The sequence below is a fragment of the Vibrio sp. NH-UV-68 genome (assembly GCF_042940635.1).
GTDB lineage: Bacteria > Pseudomonadota > Gammaproteobacteria > Enterobacterales > Vibrionaceae > Vibrio > Vibrio pacinii.
The window spans coordinates 1,322,446-1,338,176 of the sequence record NZ_CP134976.1 but is presented as its reverse complement, the minus strand read 5'-3'; the positions used below and the strand labels follow the sequence as shown (position 1 = coordinate 1,338,176).

At 42.7% G+C, this 15,731-nt stretch carries 21 protein-coding genes; 18 read left to right on the top strand and 3 right to left on the bottom strand.

Translation table 11 applies throughout. The features are described 5' to 3' along the window. The first annotated feature begins 191 nt into the window (after positions 1–191). The gene (locus ViNHUV68_RS20260) at positions 192–398 is read left to right on the top strand and encodes a hypothetical protein (protein WP_391090983.1); all 207 of its coding nucleotides are present in this window, start codon (positions 192–194) and stop codon (positions 396–398) included. Positions 399–593: 195 nt separating this feature from the next. On the opposite strand, the gene ViNHUV68_RS20255 is transcribed toward ViNHUV68_RS20260, so the two are convergent. Beyond that, complete coding sequence (locus ViNHUV68_RS20255; RefSeq protein WP_038177602.1) at positions 594–1,070, bottom strand: peroxiredoxin; 477 nt, start codon at positions 1,068–1,070, stop codon at positions 594–596. Between the two features lie 221 nt (positions 1,071–1,291). Between ViNHUV68_RS20255 and ViNHUV68_RS20250 the strand changes: the two genes are divergently transcribed. The 7 genes from ViNHUV68_RS20250 (at position 1,292) to ViNHUV68_RS20220 (ending at position 8,016) form a co-directional block, all read left to right on the top strand. Beyond that, positions 1,292–1,723, top strand: coding sequence for a GNAT family N-acetyltransferase (locus ViNHUV68_RS20250; RefSeq protein ID WP_391090981.1), 432 nt, complete (start codon positions 1,292–1,294; stop codon positions 1,721–1,723). 135 nt (positions 1,724–1,858) lie between these two features. Further along, complete coding sequence (locus tag ViNHUV68_RS20245; RefSeq protein ID WP_391090979.1) at positions 1,859–2,218, top strand: hypothetical protein; 360 nt, start codon at positions 1,859–1,861, stop codon at positions 2,216–2,218. A 39-nt stretch (positions 2,219–2,257) separates the two neighbouring features. Next, positions 2,258–3,369, top strand: a protein-coding gene (locus ViNHUV68_RS20240; RefSeq protein ID WP_391090223.1) for an IS3 family transposase whose coding sequence is annotated in 2 segments (ribosomal slippage) — positions 2,258–2,510 and positions 2,510–3,369 — 1,113 coding nt in all. Because the reading frame shifts where the segments join, the coding sequence is not laid out codon by codon here. Positions 3,370–4,111: 742 nt separating this feature from the next. Further along, a complete protein-coding gene (locus ViNHUV68_RS20235) occupies positions 4,112–4,393 on the top strand; it encodes a type II toxin-antitoxin system Phd/YefM family antitoxin (protein WP_000086648.1) in 282 nt (93 codons plus the stop codon). Further along, positions 4,390–4,677 (top strand): type II toxin-antitoxin system RelE/ParE family toxin, encoded by a 288-nt coding sequence (locus ViNHUV68_RS20230; RefSeq protein ID WP_391090976.1) that lies wholly within the window; start codon positions 4,390–4,392, stop codon positions 4,675–4,677. Before ViNHUV68_RS20235 ends, ViNHUV68_RS20230 begins: the two co-directional genes overlap by 4 nt. A 707-nt stretch (positions 4,678–5,384) precedes the next feature. Beyond that, positions 5,385–5,726, top strand: a complete 342-nt coding sequence (locus ViNHUV68_RS20225; protein ID WP_391090974.1) for a hypothetical protein — start codon at positions 5,385–5,387, stop codon at positions 5,724–5,726. 1,822 nt (positions 5,727–7,548) lie between these two features. Next, positions 7,549–8,016, top strand: a complete 468-nt coding sequence (locus tag ViNHUV68_RS20220; protein ID WP_038177624.1) for an Sbal_3080 family lipoprotein — start codon at positions 7,549–7,551, stop codon at positions 8,014–8,016. A 185-nt stretch (positions 8,017–8,201) separates the two neighbouring features. Here the strand turns inward: ViNHUV68_RS20220 and ViNHUV68_RS20215 are convergent, their stop codons facing one another. Next, entirely contained in the window at positions 8,202–8,678 is a 477-nt protein-coding gene (locus tag ViNHUV68_RS20215) for a peroxiredoxin (protein ID WP_038177602.1), read from the bottom strand. A 281-nt stretch (positions 8,679–8,959) separates the two neighbouring features. Here ViNHUV68_RS20215 and ViNHUV68_RS20210 point away from each other — a divergent pair, with 281 nt between their 5' ends. The 6 genes from ViNHUV68_RS20210 to ViNHUV68_RS20185 all read left to right on the top strand — a co-directional run bounded on the left by ViNHUV68_RS20210 (position 8,960) and on the right by ViNHUV68_RS20185 (position 11,352). Further along, a complete protein-coding gene (locus tag ViNHUV68_RS20210; protein WP_237319170.1) occupies positions 8,960–9,175 on the top strand; it encodes a DUF4177 domain-containing protein in 216 nt (71 codons plus the stop codon). Next, positions 9,136–9,402, top strand: coding sequence for a membrane protein insertion efficiency factor YidD (yidD, locus tag ViNHUV68_RS20205; RefSeq protein ID WP_391090972.1), 267 nt, complete (start codon positions 9,136–9,138; stop codon positions 9,400–9,402). The genes ViNHUV68_RS20210 and yidD overlap by 40 nt, the downstream gene beginning before the upstream one ends. Next, positions 9,402–9,791, top strand: a complete 390-nt coding sequence (locus tag ViNHUV68_RS20200) for a hypothetical protein (RefSeq protein WP_391090970.1) — start codon at positions 9,402–9,404, stop codon at positions 9,789–9,791. The genes yidD and ViNHUV68_RS20200 overlap by 1 nt, the downstream gene beginning before the upstream one ends. 225 nt (positions 9,792–10,016) lie before the next feature. Further along, the gene (locus ViNHUV68_RS20195; RefSeq protein ID WP_038176315.1) at positions 10,017–10,232 is read left to right on the top strand and encodes a TIGR02450 family Trp-rich protein; all 216 of its coding nucleotides are present in this window, start codon (positions 10,017–10,019) and stop codon (positions 10,230–10,232) included. A gap of 157 nt (positions 10,233–10,389) precedes the next feature. Continuing rightward, positions 10,390–10,665, top strand: coding sequence for an antibiotic biosynthesis monooxygenase (locus ViNHUV68_RS20190; RefSeq protein ID WP_391090968.1), 276 nt, complete (start codon positions 10,390–10,392; stop codon positions 10,663–10,665). Positions 10,666–10,809: 144 nt separating this feature from the next. Next, positions 10,810–11,352, top strand: a complete 543-nt coding sequence (locus ViNHUV68_RS20185) for a DinB family protein (RefSeq protein ID WP_391090966.1) — start codon at positions 10,810–10,812, stop codon at positions 11,350–11,352. A 121-nt stretch (positions 11,353–11,473) separates the two neighbouring features. Here the strand turns inward: ViNHUV68_RS20185 and ViNHUV68_RS20180 are convergent, their stop codons facing one another. After that, positions 11,474–11,731: a hypothetical protein gene (locus tag ViNHUV68_RS20180; protein WP_391090964.1), complete on the bottom strand. Its 258-nt coding sequence runs from the start codon at positions 11,729–11,731 to the stop codon at positions 11,474–11,476. Between the two features lie 816 nt (positions 11,732–12,547). On the opposite strand from ViNHUV68_RS20180, the gene ViNHUV68_RS20175 reads away from it, so the two are divergent. The 4 genes from ViNHUV68_RS20175 (at position 12,548) to ViNHUV68_RS20160 (ending at position 15,709) form a co-directional block, all read left to right on the top strand. Beyond that, on the top strand, positions 12,548–12,943 hold the full coding sequence (locus ViNHUV68_RS20175) for a DUF3465 domain-containing protein (protein ID WP_391090962.1): 396 nt from the start codon (positions 12,548–12,550) through the stop codon (positions 12,941–12,943). A gap of 1,251 nt (positions 12,944–14,194) precedes the next feature. Continuing rightward, entirely contained in the window at positions 14,195–14,503 is a 309-nt protein-coding gene (locus ViNHUV68_RS20170; protein WP_038887895.1) for a transposase, read from the top strand. Next, a complete protein-coding gene (locus ViNHUV68_RS20165) occupies positions 14,500–15,351 on the top strand; it encodes an IS3 family transposase (RefSeq protein WP_391090960.1) in 852 nt (283 codons plus the stop codon). The genes ViNHUV68_RS20170 and ViNHUV68_RS20165 overlap by 4 nt, the downstream gene beginning before the upstream one ends. A gap of 73 nt (positions 15,352–15,424) precedes the next feature. Beyond that, positions 15,425–15,709 (top strand): YciI family protein, encoded by a 285-nt coding sequence (locus ViNHUV68_RS20160; protein WP_391090958.1) that lies wholly within the window; start codon positions 15,425–15,427, stop codon positions 15,707–15,709. Positions 15,710–15,731: the final 22 nt, after the last annotated feature.

The following is a 15,731-nucleotide window of genomic DNA, read 5'->3' as shown; positions in this document are numbered from 1 at the left end:
GTTTAGGCTGGGTGGCAATGTTGCTCACTACTTAACGCGGCGTTATGTGCCATAAAAGGAAGGCTGATTTGGTTAGTAATTATATAGAGTACTTTCAAAGTATTGTTGACCTGATACGAATAGATTTACTTAATCAGGGGTTCAATGCTAGTTCATTCGTATATACCGAAAAGAGATATGAAAAATATGGTATGAAAGAATATGAACTTGAAATGGTAGTTGGTGAAGTTGTCCGCAAGGATGCTTCAGTATCAAATTCTAAAGTAGCCTTTTTGTTGGATGATGTACATGCGCTAATGAAAAGTAAAGAAGAGCACTGGACTCAGGTCGATATTATATTTCGGGATGATAAAGTTAAAATTGAATTATCTCATGAAGAGTTGCCTGAGCCTTGGTGATAGATTACAGCACATAACAAACTGTTTAAGAGTGATTCGCAACGCTCGGCATTTTTGCCATGCGTTGCATTTAGTGTATAAGGCGGTGTGCGGAAGCATCGGTATTGCGTTGCTCACACCTTAACAGGGCGTTATGTGTATTCACGGGAAAAGGGTTCACAATAGGCTACTCTGAACCGTTGTTGTTCTTGAAGGTTACTTGAGAGCAGCTAAAATAGTCTCGGCTTTGCTAGCTTCAAATTGTTTTGGCTCCTCGACATTTAGCTGTGTAATCACGCCATTTTCGATAACCATTGCATAGCGCTGTGAACGAATTCCACCGAAAGTCGCCGTATCCATTTCAAGCCCCAACGATTTTGTAAAGCTGGCATCGCCATCGGCTAACATCATAATTTCTGTGGCGTTTTGTGCCTCACCCCAAGCTTGCATTACAAAAGCATCGTTAACTGAAACACAAGCAATGAGATCGATACCTGTTGCCTTAATTTCGTCAGCGAGTACAACGTAACCAGGTAGATGGGCCTCTGAGCAAGTAGGTGTAAATGCTCCGGGTACAGCGAAGAGTACAACTCGCTTGTTTGCAAAAAGCTCGTCAGTGTTATGGTTTACCATTCCTTCGTTACCTAGTTCACTAAGGGTAGCGGTTGGTAATGTTTGGCCTATCTGGATCATGTCTGTATTCCTTATTTTATTTGACTTGAACAGTGTAGCGGTCAAAGTAAGAGCGGACCACCCATAGAAAATAAGGGTATAGTGGTTGCAGTCGAAAAATACACATAACAAAGCGTTTAAGGGTGATTCCAAACGCTTGCCGGTTTCGCTTCGCTCAAGTATGGCAAGCGCTTGTCACACCTTAACGCAGCGTTAGCCGTCAACGTCAAAATGGAGAAAACATGGAAGTCCAATTTTTAGAGAAAAACTCTGATTATGAGTCAGTCCTAGAGGTATTGCTGCAACTTCGCCCAAATTACAACTTAGATACTTTGTCTGCTCAGATCGAGAAGCAGCAATCAAATGGTTACCAAGTCGTCTATGTTAAATCGTCAGAAGGTGTGCTTGCGGCAGCAGGCTTTAGCGTAGGTGAAAAGCTGGCTTGGGGTAAGCATATTTACATTGAAGACTTGGTAACTAATTCTCAATTTCGTTCGCGTGGAGTAGGCAAATTTATTATCGATTGGTTCAAAATATACGCCTTAGAAAGCGGTTGTGAACAAATACATCTGGATTCTGGTGTACAGCGTTTTCCGGCACATAAGTTCTACTTACGCGAAGGCTTTAATATCGCTAGTCACCACTTTTCTATGGTTGGTGTCCAAGACGGCTAACAAAGCGTTTAAGACGGATTCACAACGCTTGGCATTTTCAGTTTTAATCGGTTTTAGTGTTTACGGCACAACGGTTTAGGTTAGGTGGTCGCGTTGTTCACCACTTAACGCGGCGTTATACGAAATGGGCTTACAATGAACAATATTCAAATATTTGAAAATCATGCAGCAAAAATATTGGCAATGTTATATGCCAACTTCCCTATAAAAATCACACTACAACGGCACGACATTGCGACGAGTGAGCTAATCGACCAAAGTGGTAACGTTGTAAAATCACCTGAGGACGAAGATGAAGAGTGGACTTACTATGATCTTGTTTATGGTTCAAAACAGTCTGAAGACTTCCGACTAGAATCAGAGATATTCAATTCAACTATCGTTTGGTTGCAACAAGAAGGTTTTTTAACCTACGAGCATAATGGTTCTCATCATCATTTTGGGGGTGTACAACTAACTGTAACCCTCCCCCAAAAACTGGTCATTAGCTATTAGAGTTTTTCCGTTTACACTGAAACAAACGGAGAACGCATGATGAAAAAATCACGCTACACAGAAACGCAAATCGTAAAGATCCTGAAGGAAGTCGAAGCAGGACGAAAGGTTAACGAAGTCTGTCGTGAATATGGCATCTCTGATGCGACATACTACAACTGGAAGTCCAAGTATGGTGGTATGGAAGCGTCAGATGTTAAACGGCTCAAAGAGCTCGAGGATGAGAATCGGAGGCTCAAGCAAATGTTTGCAGACCTCAGCCTCGAGCACCGTATCGTTAAAGATATCCTGGAAAAAAAGCTGTAAGGCCAGCGGTTAAACGCGAGCTCGTCGATTACGCTCGCAAACACTATCAGGTCAGTTTGCGAATGGCCTGCCGCGTAGTTGGCATTAGCGACTCAGTCTATCGCTACCGACCAGAGCCTCATCGAGATGATGAGGTTATCGCTAAATTGCAAGAGGCAGTAGAGCGGTACCCTGCATACGGTTTTAGCAAATTATTTAAAGTACTTAGGCGCTGGGGACACCGATGGAATCATAAACGAGTCCATCGAGTGTACTGTTCGCTCAAGCTAAACCTACGGCGCAAGGGCAAAAAGCGCCTACCTAAACGAAATCCAGCGCCACTGGTATGCCCAGAGTCGATCAACAGTTGCTGGTCTATCGATTTCATGAGTGACGCATTGCTCTGCGGCAGACGCTTTCGTACGTTCAATGTCGTGGACGATTTCAACCGTGAGGTGCTAGCGATTGAAGTAGATCTCAATCTGCCTGCACCACGCATTATAAGGGTGCTAGAACGCATTATTGCCTGGCGAGGGTACCCCAGTAAGCTGCGCATGGATAATGGCCCTGAATTTATCTCGACCACTCTGGCTGAATGGGCTGAAGAAAACGCAGTTGAACTGGAATTTATTCGCCCAGGCAAACCAACGGAGAACTCCTATATAGAGCGATTTAACCGAACTTATCGGACAGAAATACTCAACATGTACGTGTTCAAAACCTTGAGCGAAGTCCGAGACCTGACAGAAAAATGGATGAAGGAATACAACGATGAACGCCCTCATGATTCACTCGATGATCTGACTCCTTGGGAGTATTTAGCAAGGCATGAAAGTAGGAAAAACTCTAATTTAGAGTGCCACTAAAACAGGGAGGGTTACATTGAAGCTCCAGCAGCGAGTGAAAAACTCAGTCTGGTACGCGTGGGATAATACGCATAACAAGCAATTTAAGAGGGATTCACAACGCTTGGCATTTTTGCTTCTACTTCAAATTTAGTGTTTATGGCACAATGCTTTAGGTTAGGGTGGAGGCGTTGTTCACCCCTTAATTGGGCGTTAACTGGCGCATAAAATACGAAAGCACATTGATACGGTTTCTAGGCTCAGAGGTTTAGCGTGTTCGGTCGGTTTCCTTAATTGAGCTAATGCGACTAATTTCAATTTGGTACTTAAATTTACTGATGTGAAAGGCGGCACAAAGCCTTCTAATAATATAAGGTATTCGCGATTAGTTCGGCGCACTTACATCGCCGAAGTATGGTGCTGTGAGACGCATTTCAAACTAAAGATAAAAGGTAATCTTTTGGTTAAATACATATCTGAGTTAGCTTTACTAATCATTCATTAGGAAAACCAGCTTTGGCTAAAGTGGCTGTAAGAACGGCGAAAACTGAAAGGCGCTCAGTTAACAAACTGTTCAAGAGGGATTCGCAACGCGTGGCATTTTCACTATGCGTTGGTTTTAGTGTTTAAGGTGGAATGCGGCGGCTTCGGTATTGCGTTGCTCACCCCTTAACAGAGCGTTATAACACGGAATCAACTCCTTGCTCAAAACGGTTAATTGAGCTATTATTTGTACGTTATTTTGTACTAATTGGAGTTCAATATGAGTCGTATTCATTTCGATCAAGATATTCAGCCTTTATCTGAATTTCGTGCAGGTGTAGCTTCTTACATCAAACAAATCAATGAGACTCGTCGTCCATTGGTCATTACACAACGTGGTAAAGGTGTTGCAGTTGTTCTTGATGTTGCAGAGTATGAAGCAATGCAAGAGAAAATCGAATTGCTTGAAGAAATGCGCACAGCAGAAGCTCAATTAGCTTCAGGTCTCGGTGTTTCAAATGAAGATGCGCGTGCTCAAGTGCTAGGACGTGTTAAGAAATGAAAGTAGTTTGGTCACCCTTAGCATTACAAAAGCTTGGTGATGCAGCGGAGTTTATTTCATTGGACAACCCATCGGCTGCAGAAAAGTGGGTAAATGAAGTGTTCGAAAAAACAGAATTGTTAGGAAGTACGCCAGAAGTGGGTCGTTTCGTTCCTGAAATGCTCCATACAAATTATCGCGAAATAATTTTTGGGCATTATCGTATTATTTACAGTTTAAGCCATGAAGTTCGGGTGCTAACAGTTCGTAATTGCCGTCAGATTTTGACGGAAAGTGACGTGTAAAACCGTGTTATAACAAGGCGTTTAAGAGTGATTCCAAACGCTTGCCGGTTTCGCTTCGCTCAAGTATGGCAAACGCTTGTCACACCTTAACGCAGCGTTATGTTTACTTGTATTTCAGTGGCTTAAAGTTTCTTCGATCTACTTTCTTTGTCCCTTGGACTGTTCGTTCGAGTACTTCAGCAAATCAGCATTATCGGTCTAAGTTCATGAATCACTCAGCCCGTAAAACATGCCAATATTCGTGGGTTGCTTCATTTTCAGGTCGTGGAGGTTGGATTTAAATATCACTGTCTTTAAGACGCTTTGAGTGTATTTGCCAAGTAGCATGTTGGCTTGGCAGTTGCCTCGGCAATTTGCCATTGTTCTGCGCTGTGGTTGGAAAGAGAGGGCGCTTGTTGAACCTTTGTCGGGTTGCCTCATTGGGCAGGGAAGTGGAGTTACGCGCTTTGTGTTTCGTGCATCTGGCGGCCACGTCAGTTTGAGCGTGTGACTGACTTCTTGAAATGCGGTCAACAAAGCAGTTCTTTGCCAAATAAATCAGTCATTTGTGGTAAAACATAACAAACAATTCAAGCAGACCCTCAACGCTTAGCACTTTTGGTTTGCGTTGAATTTCGTGTTTACGGTGTTATGCGGAAAGTCAGTCAGTGCGTTTCGGGCTACTTAATTGGGCGTTATGTGCCAGTTCGGAAATGGAGAAATATTCGATGGAAAAGTGGTTGCTAGAAGCGAGTGAAGCGTTAGATGAGGCTCTTTATGCGGTAGCTTCTGGAGAAATTCCAAAGGAACATATGTATCAACTAGCATCAATCTTTTACTCTAAACGAAATCATATGAATAATGATGCTCTGTTTGAAATGATGAACAACGAAATTGATGAGCAGGTTAAGGCAGACTGGTCACTCGATACTAATTCGAAAAAACAGTACAAATTTCACTTTGTATCGTCCTATCTACTTTGCTTTGTCGTAGCAGGTAAAATTGATGAGTTCTTCTACGACCAAATTATGGAATACGTGAATGAGAATTTGGACTTATTTGAAGATTAGTTCAGTGCAAATCCGGCACATAACAAGGCGTTTAAGGCGGATTCACAACGCTTAGCATTTTCAGTTTGATTCAACTTTAGTGCTTACGACATAATGGGTGAGGTTGGGTGGTAGCGTTGTTCACCACTTAACGCAGCGTTATGTTTACTTGTATTTCAGTGGCTTAAAGCTTCTTCGAACTATGTTCTTTGTCCCTTTGGCAGTTCGTTCGAGTTACTTCAGCAAATCTGCATTGTCGGCCTAAATTCATGAATCACTCAGCCCGTCAGACATGCCAAAATTCGTGGGTTGCTTCATTTGCAAACCGGGTCGGTTGGTTTTAGGTTTCGCTGGCTTTAGAGCGCTTTTAGCGTATTTGCCAAGTAACATGTCGGCTTGGCAGTTGCCTCGGCAATTTGCCATTGTTCTGCGCTGTAGTTGGAAAGAGAGGGCGCTTGTTGAGCGTTTATCGGGTTGCCTCATTGGGCAGGGAAGTGGACTTACGCGCTTGGTGTTTCGTGCATCTGGCGGCCACGTCAGTTTGAGCGTGTGACTGACTTCTTGAAATTGCGGTCAACAAAGCAGTTCTTTGCCAAATAAATCAGTCATTTGTGGTAAAACATAACAAACAATTCAAGCAGACCCTCAACGCTCAGCACTTTTGGTTTGCGTCGAGTTTGGTGTTGCCGAGTATTGCGGAAAGTGAGCCAGTGCGTTTCGGGCTACTTAATTGGGCGTTAGTTGCCAGCGGAAAAAACGATACTAAAGCAGAAAACTTAAGGCTAATGAACTGTGCAATTGTGCTCGGGTTTGTGTCTGGGTGTAGTTTGCTGAAGTTGGGTTTGATTTTTAATGTTGTGGTTTTGTTTTGCCGTTTCAGACGCAAATTTACTTTTTGAAAGTCAGCTTTGTGACATTGCCTTTCCAAAAGGTTTATTGGGTGTTTTTGGCCAGTTTTCTGCGACGTTGTAAGTTCCAAGTGGTTTCAGTGACAGTCGCTTTGAAACTGCGCCTGATTTGAGTTTTTCTAAGCGCTCAAAAACGGTGTTGGCAAAGTGGTAATGAACTGAAAATCAAAGGTGTAGAATGGCAACTAACAAGGCGTTTAAGGCAGATTCGCAACGCTAAGCATTTTCGGTTTGCTTTGAATTTAGTGTTTACGGCACAAAGGTTTAGGTTAGGTGGCAATGTTGCTCACTACTTAACGCAGCGTTATGTTTACTTGTATTTCAGTGGCTTAAAGTTTCTTCGATCTATGTTCTTTGTCCCTTGGGCAGTTTGTTCGAATACTTCAGCAAATCCGCATTGTCGGCCTAAATTCTTGAATCTCTCAGCCCGTAAAACATGCCAATATTCGTGGGTTGCTTCATTTGCAGGTCGTGGTGGCTGGTTTTAAGTTTCACTGGCTTTAAGGCGCTTTCAGCGTATTTGCCAAGTAGCATGTCGGCTTGGCAATTGCCTCGGCAATTTGCCATTGCTCTGCGCTTTGGTTGGAAAGAGAGGGCGCTTGTTGAGCGTTTATCGGGTTGCCTCATTGGGCAGGGAAGTGGATTTACGCGCTTTGTGTTTCGTGTATTTGGCGGTCAAGTGAGTGTGAGCGTGTGACTGACTTCTTGAAATTCGGTCAATAATGCAGTTCTTTGCCAAATAAATCAGTCTGTTGTGGTAAAACATAACAAACAATTCAAGCAGACCCTTAACGCTTAGCACTTTTGGTTTGCGTTGAATTTCGTGTTTACGGCGTCATGCGGAAAGTGAGTCAGGGCGTTTCGGGCTACTTAATTGGGCGTTATGCCGCCACTCAAATTCCAGTAAAATTATAATTCATTAGAAGAGATATAAAATGTATAAAAAGCTAATCATCCTGAGTCTACCTGTTCTATTGGCAGCATGTGCTTCACCAAAATATACAGTAGAAGCAATACCAGAAGAGCATCAGAGTGAAGAAGTTACCATCGTGAAAGATGATGCAACAAGAGAAATTTTCTTAGATTCAATGCAAGAATGGTGTTTGGAAACTGCTCATAAATGTACGGTTGTAAGTGACGGAACATCACCTAAGGGCTCGGAACTGACATTGACTTATGTATCGCGTTGGAGCTGGGATTTTAGAACGTTCATCGCAGATGCCCAAGTTAAAGCTTATAAAAATAGTAAAAAAGTGGGCGAAGTAGAGTTCAAGGCACCGAATAGTGCGAATACAAATAAGTGGGGAAACGACAATAAACGGATCATAGCAATGATGGATTTATTGTTTGGGAAACAGACGATAATGGAAGCTCAGTCAAAAATAAAATCAGGCGAAATGTAGCGGCATAACAAACAATTCAAGCAGACCCTCAACGCTTAGCATTTTTGGTTTGCGTTGAATTTCGTGTTTACGGTGTCATGCGGAAAGTGAGCCAGTGCGTTTCGGGCTACTTAATTGGGCGTTATGTGTATTCACGGGAAAAGGGTTCAGAATAGGCTACTCTGAACCGTTGTTGTTCTTGAAGGTTACTTGAGAGCAGCTAAAATAGTCTCGGCTTTGCTAGCTTCAAATTGTTTTGGCTCCTCGACATTTAGCTGTGTAATCACGCCATTTTCGATAACCATTGCATAGCGCTGTGAACGAATTCCACCGAAAGTCGCCGTATCCATTTCAAGCCCCAACGATTTTGTAAAGCTGGCATCGCCATCGGCTAACATCATAATTTCTGTGGCGTTTTGTGCCTCACCCCAAGCTTGCATTACAAAAGCATCGTTAACTGAAACACAAGCAATGAGATCGATACCTGTTGCCTTAATTTCGTCAGCGAGTACAACGTAACCAGGTAGATGGGCCTCTGAGCAAGTAGGTGTAAATGCTCCGGGTACAGCGAAGAGTACAACTCGCTTGTTTGCAAAAAGCTCGTCAGTGTTATGGTTTACCATTCCTTCGTTACCTAGTTCACTAAGGGTAGCGGTTGGTAACGTTTGGCCTATCTGGATCATGTCTGTATTCCTTATTTTATTTGACTTGAACAGTGTAGCGGTCAAAGTAAGAGCGGACCACCCATAGAAAATAAGGGTATAGTGGTTGCAGTCGAAAAAATACACATAACAAAGCGTTTAAGGGTGATTCCAAACGCTTGCCGGTTTCGCTTCGCTCAAGTATGGCAAGCGCTTGTCACACCTTAACGCAGCGTTATACAGCAAACTTCACAATATTCACCTTGATGCACCTCTTTGCTTATTGTAACATCCTGTTTTTATTAAATTAGTTGGTTATAAAAATGACAAAGTTTACAGAGTATAAAGTGGTTCATATTGTTGAAGGTGGCTGCGGCACAATCTTGCTAGGTGCAAGTGGCTTACCTGTGCAAAAAATGGAAGCAGAGTTGAACAAATTTGTACAAGATGGCTGGCAAGTTGTATTTCAAGTTGTTGAACAAAAACGCTTTATGCTGTTTTGGAAACGCGAGGCCGTGATTATTACTCTTGGCCGATAAGTTTGCTTAAGTATATCTCTTTGAAATTGATCCATCGCTATCAGGTTAGCGGTGGTTCAAAGCAATTATTAAATATTGAATGTAATTTTGAGCCTACTTGCTCTGAATTCACCAAGCAATGTATTGCAAAGTATGGGGCGATAAAAGGTTGGAAACTTGGCTTAGCAAGAATTAAGCGGTGTAATCAACCTGACCTCATTGAAAAAATATATGATGAGGTGCCGTAATGCGCTTATTTGAACCTATTGAAGAGTTAGAAAAAAAAGAAGAATTGTTGAGAAGCCAGGTAAATTCATTATCTGAAAATCAAAAAAAAGAATTCTATGAACTCCAGTCAAAAAGACTGAAGGATCCAGACACCTACGCAACGTTGAATTGGTTCTTCCTAGGCGGTTTTCACCACTGTTATCTAGGAAAATATGCATTATTCGCATTGGAACTGACACTGTTAACTGTAAGCATCATCGGCCTTGTTCTAGGTCATTCTAGTGCACTTCTTATACTCGTATTACTAGTTGTCTATGAATTACCACAGTTGTTTTTTTCACAGAAAATCGCAAGACAGCACAACTATAAGTTATCTTGTGAAATCTTCAATGATGTACGAAGAGGCTAGGTGAAATCTGCTGTATAACAATAAATTTAAGAGTGATTCACAACGCTTGGTGCTTTCACTTCAAGCCGGCTTAGTGTTTATGGCACAATGCTTTAGGTAAGGTGTTAGCGTTGTTCACACCTTAATTTGGCGTTAGGTGTTTTTTCTTAGAAATCATAGATTAGTGAACTCGCTCAATTGTCACATCGTAAAAATCGGGCAAAGTCAGAGTTTTATGGAGTGACTATGAATAAAATTAACCCAGCTAAGTTGTACAACAGTAAGTGGACAGCGGTGAGCCCTCTCAACCGAGAAAAGCATTTCCTCGTGTCAGAGATAGAGTTTGATGAAGATGGTTCAGTTTTGGTGTGTAAAGTTGAAGCGGTGCTTTCAAATAAAGAGTACTCAATTAACTGGGTAGAGCTTAAAGACCAAAGTAAATGGCTCCAAGGCTGGAAATGATGAACTCTCGGGCTACACACCTAACAAGCAATTCAAGCAGACCCTCAACGCTCAGCACTTTTGGTTAGTGTCGGGTTTGGCGTTGCCGAGGAATGCAGAAGGTTAGCCAGGGCGTTTCGGGCTACTTAATTGGGCGTTATGCGTTTCGAGGGAATTTATGTCAAAAGTAACATTGAAAGGCTTTATTCTAGTTCCTGAGCTAGATCTTGAGTTAGTGAAAAGTGAGTTGGAACACCATAAACGTCTTACTCTCGAAGAACCCGGTTGTATTACCTTTAGTGTCACTGAGAATCCAGAAAACCCTCTCCGTTTTGATGTTTACGAAGAATTCACGGATAAAGTTGCTTTCGAGCAACATCAGCAAAGAGTTAAAGCTTCCCATTGGGGTAAGGTAACTGTGAACGTTGAGCGTCATTACGAAGTCTTTGAGTAAACGCATAACAAAGCGTTTAAGACGGATTCACAACGCTTGGCGATTTCAGTTCCAGTTAGGTTAAGTGTTTAAGGTACAATGGTTTAGGTTAGGTGGTTAGCGTTGTTCACCACTTAACGCGGCGTTATGTACTTTGGAGGTCAAATGGATTTATCCTCAAATTTCAGGATGTTGGCGCTGTATAATCAGCGAATGAATAAGCAGTTACTTGGTGTTTGCAGTAAGCTGACTGATGAGCAGTTGTATCAGAATACCAACTCATTTTTTCCTACAATCATGGCTCACTGGAATCATATCTTGTTCGGTGACTTGATTATGCTACAGCGCCTTGTAGCAAATGAGTTAGTAACAGTTGAAGCTACAGTTTTAGATAAATTACCTGTCGCTAAGTCAGTTTCTGACACGTTCGCTTCGAATCTCGGCGAACTATCTGAATTACGAGAACTTGTAGACTCGATCTATATTGAAATTACTAATCAGTTTAGCTCTGGTAGTTGTAACCAAGTAGTCAGGTATACGACAACCGAGGGTCAGGTAATCGAACGAACAGTTGGTGAGTTTTGCCAACATATTTTCAATCATCAAACGCATCACAGAGGTCAGCTAACCTGTTTGTTAAGCCAGTTTGGTTTAGACTTTGGCTGTACTGACCTGCCTATGGTCGTGCCAGAGGGAGCACGTACATAACAAGAAATTTAAGAGTGATTCACAACGCTTGGCGCTCTCACTTCAAGTAAGTTTAGTGTTTATGGCACAATGGTTTAGGTTAGGTGGTTAGCGTTGTTCACACCTTAATTTGGCGTTATGTTTACTTGTATTTCAGTGGCTTAAAGCTTCTTCGATCTATGTTCTTTGTCCCTTTGGCAATTCGTTCGAGTTGCCTCAGCAAATACGCATTGTCGGTCCAAGTTCGCGAATTTCTCACCCCGTAAAACATGTCAATGTTCGCGGGTTGCTTCATTTGTAGGTCGTGTCGGTTGGGTTGTTGTTTAACTGGCTTAAAGTCGCTTTGTGGCTCTTTGCCAAGTGGCACATCGGCTTGGCAGTTGCCTCGGCAATTTTCCATTGTTCTGCGCTGTGGTTGGAAAGAGAGGGCGCTTGTTGAGGTGAAGTCGGGTTGCCTCATTGGGCAGGGAAGTGGGCTTACGCGCTTGGTGTTTCGTGCCGTTGGCGGCCAAGTGAATTTGAGCTTGTGATTCACTTCTTGAAATGCGGTCAACAAAGCAGTTCTTTGCCAAATAAATCAGTCGTTTGTGGTAAAACATAACAAACAATTCAAGCAGACCCTCAACGCTCAGCACTTTTGGTTTGCGCCGGGTTTTGTGTTGCCGAGTTATGCGGAAAGTGAGCCAGTGCGTTTCGGGCTACTTAATTGGGCGTTAGTTGCCAGCGCTAAAAACGCAGCTAAAGCAGAAAATTTCGGGCTAATGAATCGTGCAATTTTGCTCGGTTTTGTATCTAAGTGTGGTTTGCTGAAGTTGTGTTCGATTTTTAATGTTGTGGTTTTGTTTTGCCGTTTCAGGCGCTAATTCACTTGTTGAAAGTCAGCTTTGTGACATTACCTTTCCAAAAGGTCTTTTTGGTGCTTTTTAGCCAGTTTTCTACGGCGTTGCTAGTTCCAAGTGGTTTCAGTGACAGTCGCTTTGAAACTGCGCCTGACTTGAGTTTTTCAAAGCGCTCAAAACCGGTGCTGGCAAAGTGGAAATAAACAGGAAATCAAAGGTTTAGAATGGCAACTAACAAAGCGTTTAAGGCAGATTCGCAACGCTAGGCATTTTTGGTTTGCTTTGAATTTAGTGTTTACGGCACAATGGTTTAGGTTAGGTGGTAATGTTGCTCACTACTTAACGCGGCGTTATATGAATCAGAGAGAATTGAGTATATGAAGAAGTTATTCGCAATATTTATAGCAGCTTTTTGCTTAGTTTCAGTTGGTGCTCTAGCGAATGACTACAAGCTCGAACAGGCGTTTGAAAATCATCAAAGTGACCTTCAAGTTCGTGGTTCAGGAACAGTAATTCGCCTATTGCCAGATGACAACAAAGGAAGTCGACATCAAAAATTCATACTCAAATTAGATAGTAAGCAGACTTTACTTGTTGCTCATAATATCGACTTGGCACCAAGAATTCCCAATCTAAAAGTCGGCGATCGAGTTCAGTTTTACGGCGAGTATGAATGGAATAAAAAGGGTGGTGTAATGCACTGGACGCATCGCGATCCCAACAATAAACATCCGCATGGTTGGTTAAAGCACAACGGTAAAAAGTACGAGTAAAAATTCACATAACAAAGCATTTAAGACGGATTCGCAACGCTTGGCGGCTTTAGTGTAAATTCAGTTTTGGCGTTTTAAGTGGTTTGTCGAGGCGTTGGTGTTTAGCGTCGCTCACCACTTAATGCGGCGTTAGTTGCCAGCGGTAAAAACACAGCTAAGGCAGAAAATTTAGGGCTAATGAAATTTTCAGCTTTGCTCGATTTTTGTCTGGTTGTGGTTTGCTGAAATTGTGTTCGATATTTAATGTTGTGGTTTTGTTTTGCCGTTTCAGACGCTAATTTACACGTTGAAAGTCAGCTTTGTGGCATTGTCTTTCCAAAAGGTTTATTGGGTATTTTTAGCCAGTTTTCTGCGACGTTGTAAATTCCAAGTGGTTTCAGTGACAGGCGCTTTGAAACTGCGCCTGATTTGAGTTTTTCAACGCGTTCAAAATCGGTGTTGGCAAAGTGGAAATGAACTGGAATCAAAGGTGTAGAATGGCAACTAACAAGGCGTTTAAGGCAGATTCGCAACGCTAGGCATTTTCGGTTTGCTTTGAATTTAGTGTTTACGGCACAATGGTTTAGGTTAGGTGGCAATGTTGCTCACTACTTAACGCGGCGTTATGTTTAATCAAAAAAATCATAGAGTTAATCTTAGTTTAGCCCTCTCCTACTTCTTCTCCTTCGGCAACTTGAGTTCCGTGTGCGCTACGGTTGGACACTTATCCGATGGCGCTTTTTTATTCTGTGAACTTGCCTCATTCAAGTCCAAAGTAACCAACACTCAAACTGTTTCGCTTGTGTTTTGTCCGTAATCTTGCGCTTATCAAGTCATTGCCAATTAGCTTATCCAATCAGCCATTGAGGTCGGCAATTCTACCTTGTCCTGCGCTGTGGTTGGAAAACACGAGGGTATTTGTTGTAGCTTCGTCGTGTTGCCTCATTGGCAAGGGAAGTGGTAATACGCGCCTTAAAACTGTCGCACTTGTCGGCCAAGCTCAGTCATCGTGTGACGACACTCCGAAATCTCATTATGCGTCGAAGTTCATTGCCAAATCAGTCCGCGCTTGTGGTAAAACATAACAAACAATTTAAGCAGACCCTCAACGCTTGGCATTTTCAGTTTGCAGTAATATCAGTGGTTACGGCACTATGCAGATACTATCGCTGTGCGTTTCGGGCTACTTAATTGGGCGTTATGTTTTCGAGTACCCCACGTTTAGTAGACACTTTACTAAGTTAGATCTAGGGTCTAATTGAGAGGTGATTTATGGCTAAACATCGTAATCCAGCGTACACCGAAGAGTTCCGCAAAGAAGCAGTGCGCCTGGCCAGTCTTCCTGGCCGAACAGCAGTCTCCGTTGCTAAGGAACTGGGCATCAGTGCCCAGCAAATCCGGAACTGGAAGCGCCAGTTCACACGCCTATCTGATAAACAGTTTAACACCTTAGACGGTGTCGATTATTCGAAGAAAGAGTCCGAAGAACTCCGAGCGCTAAGGCGCGAGAACAAGCGTCTACGTGATGAGATGGAATTCCTAAAAAAGGTGTCGGCGTACTTCGCGAAGAACCAAGAGTGAAGTACGAGTATATCGAGAGCTATGTTGGGGAATACAAAATCACTCATATGTGCCACGCCTTGGACGTTTCGCCGAGTGGTTATTACAAATGGTTAAATCGAGAGCCGAGTGAGCGTTCAAAGCGTCGATGCCGCTTTGAGCAGTTAGTCATGTGTACCTTTGCGAAGCATCGTGCTCGCTATGGTTCAGTTCGAATCACCGATGAGCTGAATCAAGCAGGCTATGCCTGCTGCGTCAACTATATTGCTGATATCATGAAAGAAAAGGGTATCAAAGCACGTAATGGGATAGGGTTCAAATACACTAAGGATGTGGCAGCGATGACTAATGTGGCGGATAATTTGTTAAGAAGAGACTTCGAAGCAAAGAGCCCTAATCAGAAATGGGTGACTGACATTACATACATCTGGGTGAAGAGGCGTTGGCTCTACCTAGCCACGGTACAAGATCTGCATTCGAGGCGTATTGTTGGTTGGTCGCTAGATACAACGATGACGGTTCAACTCATTACGAATGCACTGAAAATGGCGTTTAAGTCACGTAAGCCGCCTAAGGGCGTCATAATCCACTCAGACCGTGGTGTACAATATAGAGCACATGATTATCAGGACTTCATGCGTAAGCATGGAGGTGTGCCGAGCATGAGCCGCAAAGGCAATTGTTGGGATAATGCGGTGATGGAGTCCTTCTACAGTCGACTGAAAGTCGAGCTGATATATGCAGAAGACTACCAAGATATAGAGGAAGCTCGAATGGGGATCTTCGAATATATCGAGATCTATTACAATCGAAATAGAAAGCACTCAGCGTTGGGCTATGTGAGTCCAGCTGAGTTCGAAAGTGTGTAGTTATGTTGTGTCCACTTTTCGTGGGGTACACCAGTGCCACTGTGTTTCATCGTAAAAGATATAAGGATTATGTATGTTTATCATCTCTTTGACTTATCAAGTGCCTCTAGAGAAAGTAGATGCTTTTATCCCTGAGCATGTGGATTATCTCAATGAGCAATATGCAAGAGGTCATTTTATTTTATCCGGGCGCAAAGAACCAAGAACTGGTGGTGTCATCATTTCCACTATTGGCGACCGAAACAAGCTGAATGACGTAATCGCTCAAGACCCTTTTCACCGAGAAGGTTTAGCAAGCTATGAAGTGACAGAAATCGTGCCAACGAAGGCGTCAGAAGAGCTAGATTTCTTAGTCTAATATCTGGCACATAACAAACAAT